15 protein-coding genes and 1 pseudogene are annotated in these 19,760 nt (G+C 58.9%); 7 read left to right on the top strand and 9 right to left on the bottom strand.

The features are described 5' to 3' along the window. The first annotated feature begins 21 nt into the window (after window positions 1-21). From HKK53_RS26885 to cmoB, 5 genes are all read left to right on the top strand, one after another. Complete coding sequence (locus HKK53_RS26885) at window positions 22-414, top strand: protease inhibitor I42 family protein (protein WP_169373260.1); 393 nt, start codon at window positions 22-24, stop codon at window positions 412-414. A gap of 2 nt (window positions 415-416) precedes the next feature. After that, the gene (locus HKK53_RS26880) at window positions 417-1,064 is read left to right on the top strand and encodes a lysoplasmalogenase (protein WP_169373259.1); all 648 of its coding nucleotides are present in this window, start codon (window positions 417-419) and stop codon (window positions 1,062-1,064) included. Window positions 1,065-1,208: 144 nt separating this feature from the next. Then, window positions 1,209-1,697, top strand: a complete 489-nt coding sequence (locus tag HKK53_RS26875; protein ID WP_169373258.1) for a hypothetical protein — start codon at window positions 1,209-1,211, stop codon at window positions 1,695-1,697. A gap of 172 nt (window positions 1,698-1,869) precedes the next feature. Next, complete coding sequence (gene cmoA / locus HKK53_RS26870; RefSeq protein WP_178117466.1) at window positions 1,870-2,649, top strand: carboxy-S-adenosyl-L-methionine synthase CmoA; 780 nt, start codon at window positions 1,870-1,872, stop codon at window positions 2,647-2,649. Then, complete coding sequence (gene cmoB / locus HKK53_RS26865) at window positions 2,646-3,602, top strand: tRNA 5-methoxyuridine(34)/uridine 5-oxyacetic acid(34) synthase CmoB (RefSeq protein WP_169373257.1); 957 nt, start codon at window positions 2,646-2,648, stop codon at window positions 3,600-3,602. Before cmoA ends, cmoB begins: the two co-directional genes overlap by 4 nt. A 123-nt stretch (window positions 3,603-3,725) precedes the next feature. Here the strand turns inward: cmoB and tadA are convergent, their stop codons facing one another. The 7 genes from tadA to treP all read right to left on the bottom strand — a co-directional run bounded on the left by tadA (window position 3,726) and on the right by treP (window position 13,162). Next, entirely contained in the window at window positions 3,726-4,217 is a 492-nt protein-coding gene (gene tadA / locus HKK53_RS26860; RefSeq protein ID WP_169373256.1) for a tRNA adenosine(34) deaminase TadA, read from the bottom strand. Next, entirely contained in the window at window positions 4,217-5,593 is a 1,377-nt protein-coding gene (locus HKK53_RS26855) for a multicopper oxidase family protein (RefSeq protein ID WP_169373255.1), read from the bottom strand. Before HKK53_RS26855 ends, tadA begins: the two co-directional genes overlap by 1 nt. Window positions 5,594-5,838: 245 nt before the next feature. After that, a complete protein-coding gene (locus HKK53_RS26850; protein WP_169373254.1) occupies window positions 5,839-6,129 on the bottom strand; it encodes a PTS transporter subunit EIIB in 291 nt (96 codons plus the stop codon). A 2-nt stretch (window positions 6,130-6,131) separates the two neighbouring features. Next, on the bottom strand, window positions 6,132-8,654 hold the full coding sequence (gene ptsP, locus HKK53_RS26845; protein ID WP_169373253.1) for a phosphoenolpyruvate--protein phosphotransferase: 2,523 nt from the start codon (window positions 8,652-8,654) through the stop codon (window positions 6,132-6,134). A 62-nt stretch (window positions 8,655-8,716) separates the two neighbouring features. After that, the gene (locus tag HKK53_RS26840; RefSeq protein WP_169373252.1) at window positions 8,717-9,940 is read right to left on the bottom strand and encodes a maltoporin; all 1,224 of its coding nucleotides are present in this window, start codon (window positions 9,938-9,940) and stop codon (window positions 8,717-8,719) included. A gap of 95 nt (window positions 9,941-10,035) precedes the next feature. After that, window positions 10,036-11,685, bottom strand: coding sequence for an alpha,alpha-phosphotrehalase (treC, locus tag HKK53_RS26835; RefSeq protein ID WP_169373251.1), 1,650 nt, complete (start codon window positions 11,683-11,685; stop codon window positions 10,036-10,038). A gap of 34 nt (window positions 11,686-11,719) precedes the next feature. Further along, on the bottom strand, window positions 11,720-13,162 hold the full coding sequence (treP, locus tag HKK53_RS26830) for a PTS system trehalose-specific EIIBC component (protein ID WP_169373250.1): 1,443 nt from the start codon (window positions 13,160-13,162) through the stop codon (window positions 11,720-11,722). A gap of 236 nt (window positions 13,163-13,398) precedes the next feature. Between treP and treR the strand changes: the two genes are divergently transcribed. Beyond that, window positions 13,399-14,103 carry a trehalose operon repressor gene (gene treR, locus HKK53_RS26825; RefSeq protein WP_169373249.1) on the top strand — a complete coding sequence of 235 codons (705 nt, stop codon included), beginning with the start codon at window positions 13,399-13,401 and terminating at the stop codon, window positions 14,101-14,103. Window positions 14,104-14,184: 81 nt separating this feature from the next. On the opposite strand, the gene HKK53_RS26820 is transcribed toward treR, so the two are convergent. Together HKK53_RS26820 and HKK53_RS26815 are read right to left on the bottom strand one after the other, a co-directional pair. After that, window positions 14,185-16,920: an AAA domain-containing protein gene (locus tag HKK53_RS26820; protein WP_169374298.1), complete on the bottom strand. Its 2,736-nt coding sequence runs from the start codon at window positions 16,918-16,920 to the stop codon at window positions 14,185-14,187. Between the two features lie 191 nt (window positions 16,921-17,111). After that, a pseudogene (locus tag HKK53_RS26815) lies at window positions 17,112-17,366 on the bottom strand (GMP synthase (glutamine-hydrolyzing)); the annotation flags it as partial. Between the two features lie 320 nt (window positions 17,367-17,686). Between HKK53_RS26815 and HKK53_RS26810 the strand changes: the two are divergent. Beyond that, window positions 17,687-19,759: a TerD family protein gene (locus HKK53_RS26810; RefSeq protein WP_169373248.1), complete on the top strand. Its 2,073-nt coding sequence runs from the start codon at window positions 17,687-17,689 to the stop codon at window positions 19,757-19,759. The last annotated feature ends 1 nt before the right edge of the window (window position 19,760 follow it).

Raw genomic sequence — 19,760 nt, 5'->3', positions numbered from 1 at the left:
AATGCCGGAGCCACTGACCTTATGTCCCCCACCCGCCTGTTAGTCCCCCTCGCCCTCGCCCTGCTGGCCGGCTGCGCCTCGCAGCAGAACCAGAACGTGAGCGTGGAAAAACAAAGCGAATGCCCGGCCAAAATGACCAAGGGGCAAAACCTGATCCTGACCCTGCCGAGCAACCCGACCACGGGTTATCGCTGGGCGATCCAGGATTCCGCCGGTGGCGTGCTGCGTGCGCTCAGCCCCGAGGTCTACAGCAACCCGGAAGATGCCGGGATCGTCGGCAGTGCCGGGATTTCCACCTGGCGTTTCCAGTCTTTCGCCACCGGCACCGGCCGTTTGCGCCTGACCTACTCGCAACCGTGGGCGCCGGAAGTCCCGGCGGTGAAAACCTTCGATTGCGCGATTTCGGTTAACTGATCGTGGGCTGGCTGATCCTGGCGCTGATGGGCGCGGTGACGTTCCTCTACGGCGTCAGCGTACATGCGGCGTTGCTTTGTCTGCTGGTCAAACCGCTGCCGGTATTGGCGCTGCTCGGTTGGTTGCATGACGCACCGCCTACCGAGTATCGACGCTGGATCAGCCTCGGACTAATTTTTTCCCTACTCGGCGATGTGCTGCTGGCATGGCCCGGGGACTTGTTTGTGTTCGGGCTCGGGGCGTTCTTGGTCGCGCACCTGGCGTATCTGAAGGCCTATTTGAGTGATTGCCGACGGGTAGCGGTGTTGCCGCTGATCATCGCTTTGGGCATCGGCGCGGTGTTGTTGGGGATCTTGATTTCCAATGGGCTGGGTCCGCTGCTGATCCCGGTGATCGTCTACGGTCTAGCCATCAGCGCCATGCTTTGGCGGGCGCTGGCTCGACTCGGCACTGACGTGCCCAAACGCTCGGCGCTGCTAGCGGCCGCAGGCGCGGTGGCGTTCGTGCTCTCCGACACCGTGATTGGTATCAACCGTTTCGTCTCGCCGTTCAATGCTGCGCCTTACATCATCATCCTCAGCTACTGGCTGGGACAGTGGGGCATCGCCGCATCAGCGTTTACCAGTAAAACAAATAACAATAACAACTAAACGAAAAACCATTACAGCAGAATCGCTTACTTATTTCAAAAAGTGATAAAAACCTGTCAGATCTGACAGTAGCCGAGTTCTTCCCACCTACTTAATATTTAAGTGGCTTCACCCCACCACGAATATTATGCAAGGAAGAAGATAATGAGTTTTTTTAAAAGCAAAAATGCTATTGCTGGTGTAGAACCAGTTATTACTGTCAGCGCGGAAACTGTGGCTAAAGTTTCCAATCGCGTAAATTTCAACACCCAAATCGTTGAATTTGACGCCGATACAAACAGCAACCTGATCGCCTTGGTCAGTCGGGCTAATACCCAAGACTACTCGCATAGAAGCAAAAAAGGGCTAGTTCTTATATTTGATAAAAACATCAACTCCGGCACATATTCGGTTACCGATCAAGACTTCCCCTTCGACCAGGCTTACTATTTTGAAACCGGAACAATTCCTGGACTCACTACATCCTTTGAATATGAACCTAAAAGTGGTTCCTTCAACGTAGAAGTTATTCAAAACACACCGGAAAAGCTTCATTATCAAATCAGCTTTGATTTCAAAGGTGTGGACAAGCGTAATGAGGAGCTGAAAGTTGTGGGCACATCGACTTTTATCGTACTAATGCGCCCCGTGTAGTCAAGTACTGAGCAATGAATGGCCAAGCCTGATGTGAAACTTGGCCATTCATCTGAACTTCACAACTTTCTATCGAGCTAATCGCCCTGAATCTTTACGGGGCAGAGGCTTGTACGTACCTTTGCCACGGTTTATCAGACAACCCGCGCATCCCCCGGTCAATTTGGCTAAAATGCCGGCCTTTTCAACCGAAGCTGCTGGAACCGCCGTGAGCAAAGAACCCGATCGCCTTTTCGCCCAGCCTTTGGCCCAGGTACCTGACTTCGCCTTTAACGAGGACGTGGTGCGGGTGTTCCCGGACATGATCAAGCGCTCGGTGCCGGGTTATCCGACCATCGTCGAAAACCTCGGCGTGCTCGCCGCGCAGTTCGCGCAACCGAACAGCGTGCTCTACGACCTCGGCTCGTCCCTCGGCGCGGTAACCCAGGCCTTGCGCCGTCATGTGCGCACCGACGGTTGCCGCGTGATCGCTGTGGATAACTCCGCCGCGATGGTCGAGCGTTGCCGCGAATACCTAAACGGTCAGGACTCGATGTTCCAGGAGTTGCTGCCGGTGGAAGTGATCGAAGGCGACATCCTGGCCCTCGAATTCCAGCCAGCCTCGGTAGTGGCGCTGAACTTCACCCTGCAATTCATCGCCCCGGAGCAGCGCACCGCGTTGCTCTCGCGCATCCGCCAATCGTTGTTGCCGGGCGGCGCGCTGATTCTGTCGGAGAAGCTGCGCTTCAACGATCTTGAAGAACACGCGCTGCTCACCGACCTGCACGTGGCCTTCAAACGCGCCAACGGCTACAGCGAACTGGAAATCGCCCAGAAGCGCAGCGCCATCGAAAACGTCATGAAGCCCGACAGCCTCGAAGAACACCGCGAACGCCTGTTGGCCGCCGGGTTCTCGAAAGTCGTGCCGTGGTTCCAGTGTCTTAACTTTGCCTCGTTGATTGCCTTGCCATGATTGATCTGTCCCCCCTCGCCCGCCGTCTGGCCGGCACCCCGCTGGCCGATTGGGCCAACACCCTGCAAGCGCAACTCGATAAGAAAATGGAGAAGGGCCACGGTGACCTGGAGCGCTGGCAAAGTGCGCTGGACGCGTTGCCGAAGATCCAGCCAAGCGAAGTGGATTTGCTCAATGGTCTGACTCTGGACACCGATTGCGACGATGAAACCCGTGCGCAGATGCGCACCGCGCTGATGGGGCTGTCGCCGTGGCGCAAGGGGCCGTTCGACCTGTTCGGCGTGCACGTCGACACCGAATGGCGCTCGGACTGGAAATGGTCGCGGGTTGCGCCGCATCTGGATTTGAAAGGCAAACGCATCCTTGATGTCGGCTGCGGCAACGGTTATTACATGTGGCGCATGCTCGGCGCCGGTGCCGACAGTGTGATCGGTGTCGATCCGAACTGGCTGTTCTTCTGCCAGTTCCAGGCCGTGCAGCGTTACCTGTCCGAGCCAAATGCCTGGCACCTGCCGTTCCCCTTCGAAGACCTGCCGCCGAACATGGAAGGCTTCGACACCGTGTTTTCCATGGGCGTGTTCTACCACCGCCGTTCACCGATCGAGCATTTGCTTTCGCTGAAGGATTGCCTGGTCAAGGGCGGCGAACTGGTGCTGGAGACGCTGGTGATCGAAGGCGATCAGCAGCAAGTGCTGGTGCCGGAGGACCGTTATGCGCAGATGCGTAACGTGTGGTTCCTGCCGTCGGTGCCGGCGCTGGAGTTGTGGTTGCGTCGGGCCGGGTTCAGCGATGTACGGTGCGTGGATGTCAGCGTGACCACCGTTGAGGAACAGCGCGGGACGGAGTGGATGAAGTATCAGTCGTTGAGCGATTTCCTGGATCCCGAAGATCACAGCAAGACGATTGAAGGGTTGCCGGCGCCGATGCGGGCGGTGATCGTCGCCCGCAAATAAACTCCGCTTTGATCGTTCCCACGCTCCGCGTGGGAATGCCGCCCGGGACGCTCCGCGTCCCTTCGCAAGCGTGACGCAGAGCGTCACAGGATGCATTCCCACGCAGAGCGTGGGAACGATCATTTAACGGGTTGCCCGACGGGCCTTGAAGAACTCGCTGAGCACCGTCCCACACTCCTCTGCCAACACCCCGCCTTCAAACAACACCCGGTGATTCAAGAAGCCCTGGGTGAAGAACTGCCCCTGACTCTGCACAATCCCGGCCTTGGGCTCCAGGGCGCCGTACACCACCCGCGCGATCCGCGAATGCACGATCAGGCCGGCGCACATGCTGCACGGCTCCAGGGTCACGTAGAGGGTGCTGCCGGGCAGGCGATAGTTGCTGGCGGCGGTGGCGGCGGCGCGGATCGCGACCATTTCGGCATGGGCGCTGGGGTCGTTGCCGCTGATCGGGCAGTTGAAGCCGCGACCGATGATTTCCCCGTCCTGCACCAGCACCGCGCCCACCGGCACTTCACCGAGGGCGGCGCCCTGGGCGGCGAGGGCCAGGGCTTCGCGCATGAAGTCCTGGTCGCGGCTGCGGTCGATGATCGCCGCGGGACGAATCTGGCGCATCACGCCACCTCGATAGCGGCCATCAGGCCGGTTTCCATGTGATCAATCACATGGCAGTGGAACATCCAGATCCCCGGGTTATCCGCCACCAATGCCACCTGCGCGCGCTCGTTCTTGCCCAGCAAGTAGGTGTCGGTGAAGTACGGGATGACCTTGTGCCGGTTCGAGGCAATCACCTTGAAACTCATGCCGTGCAGGTGAATCGGGTGCTGGTATTGAGTCATGTTCTTCAATTCGAAAATGTAGCTTTTGCCCTTTTCAAGCTTGGCAATCGGGCGGTCGGCGCAGGTCTTGTCGGTGATGTCCCAGGCCTTGCCGTTGATCTGCCACAGGCTCGGCGGCTTGCCGTTGTCGACGTTGACCGACACCGAGCCGACCCATTCAAAATTGAAGTTGAGTTTCTCGGCATTGGCCAGGTCCGGCTCCGCCACCGGGTTGGCGGGCAGCGCGGGCGGCCACTGGGTCGCGGCGTCGCTATTGGCCACCGAGCGGAACGTACCTACGCGTACAGGACCGTTACGCAAGGATAGCTCTTCACCGGCCGGTGGGGCCTTGATCGCCAGGCAGATACGCATGCCCGGGCCGAGCCAGTATTCCTTGCCCAATGGCCGCGGTTCGATCGGGTTGCCATCCAGCGCATAGATCTGCGCTTCGACGCCGGGGATGTTCAGGCGATAAGTCAACGTGTTGTCGAGGTTGAGCAAACGCACGCGGGTGATCTGCCCGGCGGGCAAGTCGATCACCGCTTGCGGCACGCCATTGATCGTCGACAATCGTCCCGCCGTGCCACCACGCGCCGCTTCACGGGGAATGCTGAAGGCGACGAACGCGCCCTCTTCATCAACGTGCCAGCTCTTCAGGCTCAGGGTTTTTTCGTATTTGAAACCGGTCGGCTCGCGCTCTTCGATGATCAGCGGGCCGACCAGGCCACGACCGAGTTCTTCGCTGCTGTTCACGTGCGGGTGATACCAGTAGCTGCCGGCGTCCGGCACGCGGAATTTGTAGTCGAAGTATTCGCCCGGCAACACCGGAAGTTGCGAGACGTAGGGCACGCCGTCCATTTCCAGCGGCAGGCGGATGCCGTGCCAGTGGATGGTGGTCGCGACCGGCAGGTGATTGATGAAGCGCACCCGCAGCCACTCGCCCTGGCGCACACGCAACTCGGTGCCCGGCGCCGACGGGCCGAACGCCCAGGCTTCGGTCTTGTGCCCGGCGACCAGCTCGACATCCAGCGGCGCGGCGATCAGCTCATAGTCGTGGCCCGCGTCGGCGTCGGCCATCTTGCCCAGCCAGTAACGCGACGCGCCACCGGCCCCCACGCCAACCACCACAAGACCGGCCAGACCACCCAGTATTTGTCGACGGGTAAAGGACATGAACTCAACTACCTCACGTATCAGCGGCAGGCCAGGGGCCCGCAAAAGGCGAATACGATACACCTGCGGTTGAGAAACAGTAAGGGCGGGGCGGCGGATGGCCGCAGGCTGGCTGGTAACCGATCATTCCCACGCTGATCGTTCCCACGCGGAGCGTGGGAATGCTTCCTGTGACGCTCTGCGTCACGCCAACGAAGGGACGCGGAGCGTCCCGGGCGGCATTCCCACGCGGAGCGTGGGAACGATCATTGTGGGAGGCCGGTGATCAGATGCACCACTCCGTCTTCCAGCATCATGAAACCTGGCACTCCCGCCACATTCAACGCCTGCCGGTCCACCCGCCCCACATCCCGCAACTCCACCCGCACCCGGGTCAACGCCACAGGCTGCTGCGACTTGAGGTTATCCACACCGCCCAACGCCGCCACGATATCCGTCGCCAGGCCAGTTACCGGTTGAACAACCTGCTTGGGCTCATCCACCACCAGATCCGGGGTCAACGCTTTCCAGAACGCCCGCTGCATTTTCTCGAACATGCTCAGTTCTCCAGAACCAGTGAAGTATCGACCGTGGCCTCGTGATACAGCCGCAACGCCTCGCGCACCTGCTCGGCGCTTTCCAGCCCCAGCACTTGCTGGGCGATGGCCTGGCAGTCCACCAGATCCACTTCACGCACCGCCGCTTTCACCGCCGGAATCAGCGGCACACTCACCGACAATTCATCTATCCCAAGCCCCAGCAACAGCGGGGTCGCCAGGGTTTCCGAGGCCAGCGCACCACACACGCCCACCCATTTACCGTGGGCATGCGCTGCTTTGACGGTGCTGGCGATCAAACGCAGTATCGACGGATGAAAGCTGTCGGCCTGACTGGCCAGGCGCGGATGATCGCGGTCCATGGCCAGGGTGTATTGGGTCAGGTCGTTGGTGCCGATGGAGAAGAAGTCCACTTCGGGCGCAAACAGATCCGCCATCAATGCCGCTGCCGGCACTTCGATCATGATCCCCAGTTTTGGCAGCTCCGTGAGGCCCAGCGCCAGCGCCTCCTCTTCCAGCAGTTGCCGGGCCTGACGCAATTCCGAGAGCTGCGCGACCATCGGCAGCATGATGTGCAAACGGGCCAACCCGGCGCTGCTGAGGATCGCCTTGAACTGATCGCGCAACAGTTGCGGACGCTCCAGGCACAAGCGAATCCCGCGCATGCCGAGGAACGGATTGGTTTCGCTGTCCATCGGCACGTAGGCCAGCGGTTTATCGCCGCCGACATCCAGGGTGCGCACCACCAGATTGCGGTTCGGCCCCAGGGCGCGGGCGATGGCGCTGTAGGTGGAGGCCTGTTCGTCGTGGCTCGGTGCGTGGTTGCGCTCCAGATAGAGAAATTCCGAACGCAACAGCCCGACGCCCTCGCCGCCCAACGTCATGGCTTGCTCGGTTTCCGCCAGTGAGGCGACATTGGCCGTGACCTCGATGTGATGACCGTCGCGGGTACATGCGGCGAGCGAGGCGTGGGCCAGTTCATGTTGCTGGCGTTTCTGTTGTTGCTGACGATTGGCTTGCAGTTGTTCGATGGCGGCCAGATCCGGGTCCAGGTGCAGTTCGCCCTTGTCGGCATCGAGCAACACTTGGGTGCCATCGGCCAGCGTCAGCACGTGCACCGGTAACCCGCAGATTGCCGGCAACCCAGCGGCACGGGCCAGAATCGCGACGTGGCTGGTGGCGCCGCCACCGACCGTAGCAAACCCCAGCACTTTGCGGGTATCGAGCCCGGCGGTCTGGGACGGTGTCAGTTGTTCGGCGATCAGGATTGCCCCGTCCGGCAACTCCAGCGCACGGTCCTGCACACCCAGGATCTGCTTGAGCACCCGTTGGCCGACATCCGCCAGATCCGCCGCTCGCTCCGCCAGTAGTGCATTGCCGAGGCTTTTGAAGTGGGCCGCCGTCGCCTCGGTCGTCGCTCGCCAGGCGAACCCGGCGCTTTTACCTTCGCGGATCAACGTCTCGGCCTGATCCAGCAGGCTAGGGTCATCGAGCAATTCCTGATGCGCTTTGAAGATTTCGGCCTGGGCGTCGCTGGTGGCGTTGTCGCGCAGTTGCTGCAAGTCGCCCAGCGCGGCGAGCAATGCCCGAGACAAAATCGCACCCTCAGCCTGCGCGCCCTTGCCGAACTCGCTCACGTCCAGCGTCTGCTCGGTAATCTGCACCACCTGGCCAAACGCCGACCCCGCCGATGCGCAAACCCCGCGCAGCACCGTCAATTTGGAGACCGTTTCCGGCGCCACAACCGCCGCCACCGTTTCGCCACAACCTGCGACCAGCAGTTCCGCCAACGTCTTGATTGCTGCCTCGGCATCCGCACCCGCCGCGCTGACTTGCAGGACATCACCGTGGGCCGTCTGCAACGCCATGATCGCCACCAGGGATTTGGCGTTGGCGCTCTGCTGCTGTTTATGCAGATAAATGCTCGCCGAGAAACCTTTCGCCGCTTGGGCAAACACCGCTGCCGGCCGCGCATGCAAGCCGTTCGGGTTGGCCAGGGTCACTGGTTTGGAGAACAGTGCGTCGCCCTCCTCCACGACCATTTCTTCCGTCGCCTGCCCGGCAGTGTTCAACCCCAACAGCGGCTGACCGATGTCCACCAGACCCGTTTCGGGCACCAGCCAGGTGAACGGTTCGCCACTGACCACCAGCATCAAGGTCAACAAACTGCGCGCATGCAAGGCGATGTAATCGGCATCGAATTCGATCAGCGCTTGTCCCGCTTCGACGCGTTGGCCTTCCTCTACCAACCGGGTAAAGCCCTTGCCCGCCAGGTTCACGGTGTCGAGGCCAATGTGCATCAACACCTGCACACCGTTGTCGTCGGTGATGCTGACCGCATGCCCACTGGCCTGCACATTGCTGATCACCCCGGCCAACGGCGCGAGCAGGGTTTGTGAAGTCGGGTCGATGCACAGACCGTCACCGATCACGCGGCTTGCGAACACCGGATCGGGCACCTGGTCCAGCGGCATCAGCACGCCGGACAGCGGCGCGAGCAGTTGCAAATGTTGGGGTGTGGCCATGACGTCACCTGCTGTTTTGTTCTTTGAAGTGCCGATGGAGCGCGAGGCTCCGACAGCATCGCTTATTTCCACCAGTACTCGACCTGCATTCCGACGTTCGAACCGTGTCGCGCCGTGCCGAAGGCACCGGTATCGGACAACGCCGAGCCCGCCGCCAGTTCATTGGCTGCCCGCTTGGCCGCCTCGTTCCAGCTCGCATAGGTGTAATACAGGCGCACCTCGGGGCGCGCCCAGAATTCCGGGCCCTTGGGCGACCAGGTCGGGGCGAAGGTGAATTTGCTCAACTTGCGCGTCCCGCCTGGAGCCTCGACCTGATCGTGACCCAGTTCGGTCACCAGTTTGAACTGCTCGGTGATCGCATAGGCCGGGCGCACCCCGAGGGACAGCCAGTTCTGATCGGCGCCATCCGGGCGAATGTCTTTCTGATACACCGCCTCGATCTGTCCACCGAAACGCGGCGTCACCTGCCAGTCGAAGAACTCCACCACCCGATAACTTTTACTGCGGTCGTCGAGTTGCACGTTACCGGTATAGCCCAACCCGGTGCCGGGACCTTCGCCGTACTGGAAGGCCAGTTTGTTCTTGCCGCCGAGAAAGCCTTTCTGCACATGCTGGGCGGTGACCGCCCAGCCACGGTGTGCGTCGCGGCTGTCGGGTTTGTCGATGTAGCTCAGCCCCAGTTCCAGCTCACCGCCGGGGTTGGTGTCGAACCCGGCGACGTTGAAGTCATGCCGGTTGATGTAGTCCTTCTGGTACAGGTTGTCCTTGCGCGAGTAGGCATAGCTGTATTTCAGATCGCCAATCAACACGTCCTCGATACCGCCGCCGGTGGCGCTCTGGTTCCAATAGTAGAAGTCGGAAATGTGGATATCGTTCCGCTTGTAATAACGCCGACCAGCCCATAGCGAACCGCCGTTGAGGCTGGGCATGTTCGACCATTGCGCGTACATCTGCGGCATCCGTACCGAGCCGTTGTCGCCGTTGAACGTCAGGTCCTTGTCGTACTGGTTATACAGGGAAGCCATGCCATCGACGCTCAACACCGAGCCGTCATCAAGCGTGTACAAATCCTGGCGCAATTCCAGTTCGGCGTACTGTTCGCATTCGTTGCCCAGGCGGTATTTGGTCTGCGCGCCCGGCAGTTGGAAGCACTGTTGTTTACCGCTGTTGGTCGACGTCCCGACGCCGCTGCGTACGTATCCGGCGAACTCCAGCGCCTGGGCCGAAAGTGGAAAAGCCAGGCACACGCCTGCTGCTACAAGGCTGCGATTTATTGTTGTTTTCAAGTGCTACCCCATTATTTTTATTGTGTGCTGCAGCAAAAACGGCGCGCAAAACTCCCCCGCGCAGTGTTCTGCGTGTTTTTTGAAACCGGTGTTTTTTAGTGGTTGGTCAGGTGCAGCACGAACGACTCAAAAGGCCGTAGAAACACCTGGCGATTACGCGGCGGACAGTCCGGGTAGTTGCTGATCACCAGCCGTTGCGTCATGGCTTCGCTGATCACTTCTTCCGGCAATTCAACTTCGCACGTTGTGCCGTAGAAGTTGTTCAGCACCAGCAATCGCTCATCCTGGCCTTCCCTTGTATACGCCCAGATTTGCGTGTGCTCCGCCAGCAACTGGCGGTACACACCGTCGGACATCAGCGCTTCGTTGCGGCGTAACGCGATCAATTGACGATAGTGATGCAGCACCGAGTCCGGGTCGTCGAGCTGGCTGGCGACATTGATCTGCGCGGCGTTGGCCGGCACGCGGATCCACGGTTCGGCGACGCTGAAACCGGCATTCGGCTCGGCGTTCCAGTGCATCGGCGTACGCCCGTTGTCCCGGGATTTCTGCATGATCGCCGCCATGTTGTCGGCATCGCTGACCCCGGCGTCGCGCTGGAGGCGATGGATGTTCAGGGTCTCGACATCGCGGTACTGATCGATGTGATCGAAGCCCGGATTGGTCATGCCCAATTCTTCGCCCTGGTACACAAACGGCGTGCCCTGGAGGAAGTGCAGCGCGGTGCCGAGCATCTTCGCCGAGACCTGCCGATGCTCGCCGTCGTGACCGAAGCGCGACACCACCCGCGGCTGATCGTGGTTACACCAGAACAACGCATTCCAACCACCGCCAGCCTGCATGCCGGTCTGCCAGTCGGAAAGGATGCGCTTGAGTTGCAGGAAGTCGAAGTCAGCGCGAATCCACTTTTGCAGGTTCGGGTAATCAACTTTCAGGTGATGGAAATTGAAGGTCATCGACAGCTCTTTCGACTCCGGCCGCGAGTAGCGAATGCAGTGTTCAAGACTGGTGGATGACATCTCGCCAACGTTGATCAGGTCGTGGCCTTCAAACACTTCGCGGTGCATCTGCTGCAAGTACTCGTGGACGTTCGGGCCGTCGGTGTAGAAGCGCCGACCGTCGCTGTTGTCCTCGGGGAAGTCCGCCGGTTTGGAGATCAGGTTGATCACGTCGAGACGGAAACCGCCCACGCCTTTGTCACGCCAGAACCGCATCATCTTGAAGACTTCGGCGCGTACCTTGGGGTTGTCCCAGTTGAGGTCGGCCTGGGTGTGGTCGAACAGGTGCAGGAAGTACTGGCCAGTCTGGGCTTCGTACTCCCAGGCCGAACCGCCGAACTTGGATTCCCAGTTGTTCGGCTGGTCGCGCCAGATGTAGAAATCGCGGTACGGGTTGTCGAGGCTGCTGCGGGCCTGCTGGAACCATTTGTGCTCGATCGAGGTGTGGTTGACCACGATGTCGAGCATCAACTTGATCCCGCGCTTGCCGGCCTCGGCGATCAGCAACTCACAGTCGGCCATGGTCCCGTAGCTCGGGTCGATGGCGTAGTAATCGCTGATGTCGTAACCGTTGTCGCGCTGGGGCGAACGCAGGAACGGCGTGATCCACAGGCACTCGACACCCAGCCAGTGCAAGTAGTCGAGCTTGGCCACGACGCCGAGCAAATCCCCGGTGGGGTTGCCGGCGTGGCTGTGAAAGCTTTTCGGGTAGATCTGGTAGATCACCGAACGTTGCCAGTCTTGCATGGCGGATTCCTTCAACAAATTGATGTGGCGACCGTCAGGCAACCCGATACCCAGGCCGGACAATCTTCATGCTCAACCCACAGGTCAAAACAAACGGCACGACCATGGCGATGATCATCCCGATCACAAACATCGGGATGAACTGCGGAATGATCGAGATAAAACCGGGCAGGCCACCGACACCAATCGCCGAGGCCTGGACCTTGTTCATCGACAGGAAGATGCAGCCCAGGGCCGAGCCGATCAGCGCCGAATAAAACGGGAATTTGTAGCGCAGGTTGACGCCGAACATCGCCGGCTCGGTGATGCCGAAATACGCGGAAATCGCCGAGGTCGAGGCCATGCTTTTGTCCCGCACGTTGCGGGTCATGTAGAACACCGCCAATGCCGCGCTGCCCTGGGCGAGATTGGACATGACGATCATCGGCCAGATAAAGGTGCCGCCCTGGGTCGAGATCAACTGCAAGTCCACGGCGAGGAACATGTGGTGCATGCCGGTGATCACCAGCGGCGCGTAGAGCATGCCGAAAATCGCCCCGCCAACCATCGGCGCCAGGTCAAACAGGGTGACCACGCCTTCGGTGATCAGGATCCCGAGGTGCCGGGTCACCGGGCCAATCACCGCCAATGCCAGCACGCCGGTGACGACGATGGTGGTGATCGGCACCACCAGCAATTGCACGGCATTCGGCACCCGTGCCCGCAGCCACTTCTCGATGACGCTCATCACATAGGCCGCCAGCAGGATTGGCAGGATCTGTCCTTGGTAACCGACCTTCTCGATCTTGAACCAGCCGAAAATATCGAAGTACGGCAGGCTCTGCCCATCGAGCCCGGCTACTGCCTTGCCGTAGTTCCAGGCGTTGAGCAGGTCCGGGTGCACCAGCATCAGGCCGAGCACGATGCCGAGGATCTCGCTGCCACCAAAACGCTTGGCCGCCGACCAGCCCACCAGGGCAGGCAGGAACACGAACGAAGTGTTGGCCATCAGGTTGATCAGGCTCCAGATGCCATCGAGGCTCGGGTACGCATCCAGCAGCGTCTTGCCCTCGATGAACATGCCCTTGGCGCCGATCAGGTTGTTGATGCCCATCAGCAGGCCCGCAATGATCAGTGCCGGCAGGATCGGCATGAACACGTCGGAAAACACCCGCACCAGACGTTGCATGGCGTTGATCTTGTCTGCGCTCTTTTGTTTAACGTCGGCGATGGTCGAAGCGGCGAGACCGGTTTGCCGGCGCAGTTCGGCGTAGACCTTTTCCACTTCGCCGGGGCCGATCACCACCTGAAACAGGCCACCGGTGAAGAACGAGCCCTTGACCAGATCGATCTGGTTCAGCGTGGCGCTGTTGACCAGGCTCGGGTCCTTGAGGGCCAGGCGCAAGCGGGTTACGCAGTGCGCGGCCTGCTCAAGGTTGTCGCTGCCACCGAGGCTGACAAGCAGCTCGCTGGCGATATTCGGATAGTCGTGGCTCATGCTTGATCTTCCGCTGTAGTTTTTTGTTATTGGCAGCACGCCGAAACGAAAAGTACTCGTCTGTACGAGTTAAAGCAACAACTCGTACAGACGAGTTTAATTTTGTTTGTCACAAGCCCGACCGGCGGCGACATTTCCTACCTCCGAAGTCAAAGAAACCTATTGCCGCATGGACAATTGCCTACCCTGCCCTTAAGGTTCAAAACCTTGAGTACAGCGCGGCATAGAGCCATCCCATGAGTAAATACAACCAGATCTACACCGATCTGCTTGCCAGCATCACCACCGAACGTCTGGAACGTGGCGCGCGGTTGCCCTCCGAAACCGAACTGATGGACAGCTACCAGGCCAGCCGCGGCACCGTGCGCAAGGCCATCGAGCAATTGCAGGAGCGCGGCTTCGCGCAGAAAGTCCACGGCAAAGGCACCTTCGTGCTGTCGACCAACCCGATCGAATTTCAATTGGGTGGCATCGTCAGCTTTCAGGAGACGTACCCGCGACTGGGCAACGACGTCAGCACCGAAGTGGTCGAGTTTGATCAGATACCGCTTGAGGGCGCGCTGCTGGAGCATATCCAGGCTGAAGCAGGCAGCCTGATCACACGGATCAAGCGTGTACGGCGCATCGACGGCAAACGGGTGATCCTCGATATCAACCATTTCGTCAGCGACGTGATTCCCGGCCTGTCCCGCGAGATCGCCGAGCAATCGATCTACGCCTTCATCGAACAGACCCTGCAACTGCAAATCGCCTACGCCCAGCGCACCATCGAAGCGGTGCCCCGGGGCAAGGACGATCAATTGTTACTGGATCTGGATGGCCAGAGCCATGTGATCGTGGTCAGTAACCAGACGTTTTTGCAGGATGGACGGCAGTTCGAGTACACCGAGTCGCGGCATACGCTGGATAAGTTCTACTTCTCGGATGTGGCGCGACGTTGAAACGCAAAAGGCCCGGTGAACTTGTGTTCACGGGACCTTTCGGGTGTTACGGACGATCAAAGACAGCCGAGGTAAAACTATTTAAACCATCGAAAGCTCGCGATTTTCATCATGAACATTGCGGGTCCACTGAGCCAAAAATGCCGCCAGTTTTTCTTCAATGTGGCTCTCGATGGTTCGCAGACGAAGCAATGGAATATCGCATTTTTGCAGGATGCTGTTTTTCAGGGCATCTCGCTCGGCCTGGTCAGCTTCACCATGTGAGCCTCCATCGACCTCGATGATGCCCAGCGGCTTCTTCCCTACGGTGTAATAGAGCACGAAATCGCAGCTGGCTCCTTGACTCATGAACGCCTGCTCCCGCGCCGTCAGGCTCGGGTTGGCGATGGAGGCCAACTGGTTCAGCGCGATCTGGGAGTGAAACGTGATCCCCTGGAATGCAGGCTGGTCCAGCGCTTCGCGCAGTAGCTGCGCCACGATTTGCTCGGATTTGTACTCGGAATCACTGCGCCTCAATCGGCCATTAAGACGCTCGAGCGATTGGTCGTATTCCTTGTAAAGCAGATCGAAGGCCGATATCACCGGTGCGCGGTGGAGCTGCCCTTCTTGTGCGTAGTATTCGATGTAGCGCACCAGCGCGGCGATATGCCCGTTGCTCGCGGTGAAGACTTCGTCCCCCGTGACCAGGGTGAACCGATTCTTAGCCCGGGATACCGCCACATTGACCATGCGAGGATCATCGACGAACGCCAGGAGTCTCGGCGTGATGCTCTTCTTGTCCAGCACGGTGGAAAAGACAATCTCGTCGCACTCGCGCCCCTGGAACTTGTGAACGGTGTCTTTGACGAAATCATCAGGCAAAAGCGTGCCCGAAAGCGCAGCCTGATTCTTGAACGGAGCAATGAAGCCTCTGCCGTCCCCGCCCTCCCAGGCACTTTCGCCCTCGCCTTCCAGCACTGCCAGAAGCGAATCCAGCTCCCGCAGGTTGGTTTTATATCGAGTGTGATTTCCCTTGGCGGTGACCAGCAACGACAGCGGTTTTTCCCCGCGGTCCTGGGTCATCGGAACCAGTTGATTGGCGTAGAACTGCTGATTGCAGAACTGAATGATCTGCGGGTGACAGCGATAGTGTTCTTTCAAAAGCGTCATCGGAATCGAATCATTGAACACACTGACGCACGAATCGAGCAGGCTGTACTTCTCGCAATCGTAGTGCCCCTGATCCTCGGGCGCAGCCCTGCCCAACTTCGCCGGAATGTGCGCCAACTGTTTCCTGTCGCCCACAATGATCAGGTTTTTCGCACACCCCAGCGCCAGTATTCCCGGAACGATGTCCTGCTGCGAGGCCTCGTCGATGATGACGTAGTCGAGCACTGCGCCCGGTTTGAGGGAGTTGACGATCGAATGCGTACCACTGGCAATGACCGGATAGCGTTTAAGGAACTCATCGAATTTATCCTGCCGATAAGTCTTGGCATCGAAGCATTCAGCGCTGGGTGCATGTTGATGCAGGTACTGCTTCAGGTACGTCATCGAAGCGCTCGTCAGTTCCTCCAGAAGCGCTTCGTAGTTGCCCAGTCGCAACGCATCCTGATGGCTGGCCAGCGCCGCTTTTCTTTCCAGCAGCGCCTTGTCGTAGTAATGAAGCTGCAAGCCGTAGAAGACTGATTTGCGCTTTGCCCAGTCATCGAACGGCTTCATGCGCAGGATCTTGAAGTTGAACAGCATCTCGATCCTGTCCTTGATCCGCACGCGTTTGCCTGCAAGGTGCGTCAGGTATGCCATCAGGTCAGCGGACTTTTGCGGGGACAGGTTGTACTTGCCCAGAGCGACGCTGTCCTGAACACCGTTATCCTGCTGCCATTGCCGCAGGTAGCTTCGCTCGATCTCCAGTTCACTGATTTCAATCTGCAGTTGTGCCACTGCGTTGCGGCCAGACAGATGGCGCTTGAGCCGCTGCAAGATGCTCTGAATGTGCTCCATTGAGGGAGCGGTTTCGGCAATGGCAGTTGGCCGAGAGCGAGGATTGTCGAAGAATGCCTTTCGGTTTTTCTCGTTGCCCAACTTGGCAACCAGGTAATCGAGCCCGGACTTGCCCAGTTTTTCACAGACATTACTGACTGCCGGATTGTTGTTGGAGACCACTGCCACGGTTTTTCCATGCAGCAGGATATTGGCGATGATGTTGAGAATGGTCTGTGTCTTGCCGGTGCCTGGCGGTCCTTCGATCAGACTTATCTGCGAAGTGAACGCCTGTTCGACTGCCTTGAGCTGACTTTCATTGAGCCCGAAGGGAAAGATGAAGTTACCCGCTTGCTCCTGTCGCCTATTCTGCCCCGTGCAGTAGGCGTGCAATGCCGTGTTCGAACTGGGAAGGATCGCGTTCAACTGGCGCAACACGTTTTCGGCAATCGTCTTGTCGTTCGGTGACGCGGCCTGTTCGACCCTGCCATTGGCGACTGAAAGGAAATAGCGAAATGTCGACTCGTCCTTCATCTTCGTCGGCGCGACAAGTTCGATAGTGTCCATCTTGAACACGTACTTTGTGGTCTTGCCGGGATACTGAACGACCGCATATTTCTCGCCGTAGATCACTACCTTTTCGACGGGGTTTAGCACTGAGCTGCCCTTTCTTCGAAGAAGAGTGTCTTGCAGCTCTCGGGTAGGATCGACCTTGCAGTCAGCGAGCGGGCGAAAAAAATGCTTGCCGGAGGGGAAGTGACACGTCAGGGAGAGCCCTTCGGATTTGTCATTCTTTATGACCCAGTCGCTGATCTGCCGGGTCTTGTCTTCACCGCACACGTAGATAGAAACCATAAATCCCTTATGTTGGCTCATCAGAGCCTTTACACATCCATGTCATCCGAATCCACCGACCCGGCCAATTTGAAACTATATTGCCATCACTCCTTGCACGCCAGTGTCCGTTTGGCGCGGGTTCGCTCAACCCTCAGAAACGTTTCTTGCAGATGCAACAAGGGCGCCTCGCGGCGCCCTTGTTGTTCAGCTTATTCCCACTCAATCGTCGCCGGCGGCTTGCTCGACACGTCATAAGTAACGCGGGAGATGCCTTCGATTTCATTGATGATGCGACCGGAAACGGTTTCCAGCAGTTCGTAAGGCAGGTGAGCCCAACGCGCGGTCATGAAGTCGATGGTTTCCACGGCACGCAGGGCTACAACCCAGGCGTAACGACGGCCATCGCCAACGACGCCAACCGATTTCACTGGCTGGAACACTACGATAGTCCGGCTGACCTTGTGGGAACTTCGCCGACCTTGAAGGCACACTTGGCCAATAACGCCGCCACTTGTCTGGACGATGGACAAGCGATTTGTCGATCATCAGCCCCTATTCTTCTGGCGAAGCAGCTTGTTACCGTTGAGTTATGCAGCGACCTGACAAACAAAAACAACCTCCCGTAGAATGCCTTCGTGGCTATGGAACACCTTCCTTCTAAACCTCCTATGACCTAGGGGTTCCGCTCTCCACACCGCGCCTGCTTCTTGCAGGCGTTTTTATATCGGCTGTAGACACGATGCTGCGGCTCGTTCACGACGGCGGCCAAGGGAGAAAATCAAGGATGAATCAGGAGCTGTTCCTTCGTCGCCGTACCAGAGTTCACGTCCCGATGGGCACTGGCGGTGCCACGCGCGCTCAGGTCGCGTCGGCTGTCCGGGAAGTCGCAGCGTTCCGATGCGTACTATCAGAGCCTCTGATTGAGCAACTCGGCAGGTTGTCACCGACAGAACTCAAGCATTGGCTGCGTGAGATTGTCAGAGTCCTCCGGCGGGAGAATGGCGCTCATGTGCACCACCGACCGTTTTATCCTGACTTTCCAGAGCAAGTTCTGACGGCCTCAGAGGCGGAGTTGTACCTTAACGCCGTCATGCACTACCTCACGCTTCGGCGTTTACCACCCAGTGAACACTCGCGACCTGCGATGCTTGAAGGCAACTTCATATCCCGCGTTATCGAACCGGGTAGCGTCGCTGAGTTCGAGTCATTGCTCGAGCCGCTGGTTTCATCGCGCACCTCGCTCTCCGAACAGGAAACTGCCGATGTCGTCTGGTTTGTTCGAGAGTACAAAAGCGATGTGTTCCGTCTGCTGCCGGAGGTCGTCCCGTTTCGGGAAATTCGTGCACAGCTTGGCGGCGCACTTATCCAGCATGTAGCCAACGATGCACGAGTGGACGCATTCCTGGAGCGAAATGTCGAAACGGCGACTGACGTGCTACGACTCGCGGTAGCGCTGAATGGAGGAGACGTGTCGCTGGCGACAGCTTCGACACGTTTCACAGCGATGAAGCGCTCCATGCGCCGTCTGCTGTTGCGCCTGCTCGACCACATTCCCAACGCTACAGAAGACGTAATGCGGCATGTTGAGCGCTGGAAGCGCCTGGCGGAAGTACTGCATCCGGGCGACTACGCCGACAAATACCCACAAGCGCTCGCCGCCATCACGGCGGCGCGTCACAACGAAGCGCCAGCCTCGTTTGGATCACGTGTCGAAACATTGTTTGCCCAGCGTCACATCGCCACGCTGACGCTCATACTACAGAGCCGTCCTGGTGAGTTCGCACGACGTCTGGACGCGACCCTACGACGCGCGACGGAACCAGAGCCTGTTCTAGACGCGTTCGAGGCTGTTGCGACACAAGTGTCGTCACCTGTCCTGCTGCAGTTGCTGGCCCAGGTACGCGCTCCGCGCCCCCTGCCCCTGCGGGCCTTCACACCGAAAGGTTCATTCGCCAAAATCTATGGCATCAAGGATCGACGCGAACCTCTCGCACCCGACGTGTTGGCTCGGGCTGCCCGAATCTGCGAGGACGCTCTCGTAATGCGTTTTGCGTCGCTGCCGCCACTAGGCCGCTGCTTCATCGATCCAGCATTAAGCGAATACAAAGTGCCGCTGGCACAGCGTGCCTCATCGAAGTCGCTTCGTACGCTGGTGCGGGGCAGTCGGTTGCATATGCCTGACACACGTTTTATTCGCCTGTTCCTGTGGTGGAAAAACGGTCGTGAACGCACTGACATTGACTTGTCAGCCGCTTTTTTCGACGCCAACTTCGTGTTCACACAAACGGTCGCGTACTACAACCTGAAGGATTTCGGCGGCTACCACAGCGGCGACATCGTCGACGCGCCCAACGGGGCTGCGGAGTTCATCGACCTCGACCTTGATGTCCTCGTCGAGAAGGGCATTCGCTATGTCGTCACGTCTATCAACTCATACACCGAGCAGCCGTACTGCGATCTTCCAGAATGCTTCGCTGGCTGGATGGCCCGCGCCGACGCGGCGTCAGGTGAAGTATTCGAGCCGCGATCCGTGGTCGACCGTATCGATATCGCTTCCGACACGGTTATCTGTCTGCCATTCGTGATGGACTTGCAGGAACGACGCATGATTTGGGCTGATCTGGGGCTCACTTCATCTCCGCGGTGGAACAACGTCGGAAACAACCTCAGTGGAATATCGTTGATGCTGCGGGCATTGGTGCATACACCACGGCCTGATTTGGAGACGCTGTTCGATTTACATGTACGCGCACGGGGGGAACGAGTCGCTTCGCCGCAGCAGGCGCAGGCGGTGTTTGCGCCTGATCAAGGGATAACACCGTTCGATACGGATCTGATTCGATCACAGTTTCTCTAAT

The organism is Pseudomonas sp. ADAK7, assembly GCF_012935675.1.
In the GTDB taxonomy this organism is placed as follows: domain Bacteria; phylum Pseudomonadota; class Gammaproteobacteria; order Pseudomonadales; family Pseudomonadaceae; genus Aquipseudomonas.
This window is presented reverse-complemented; position numbering and strand designations above follow the sequence as displayed.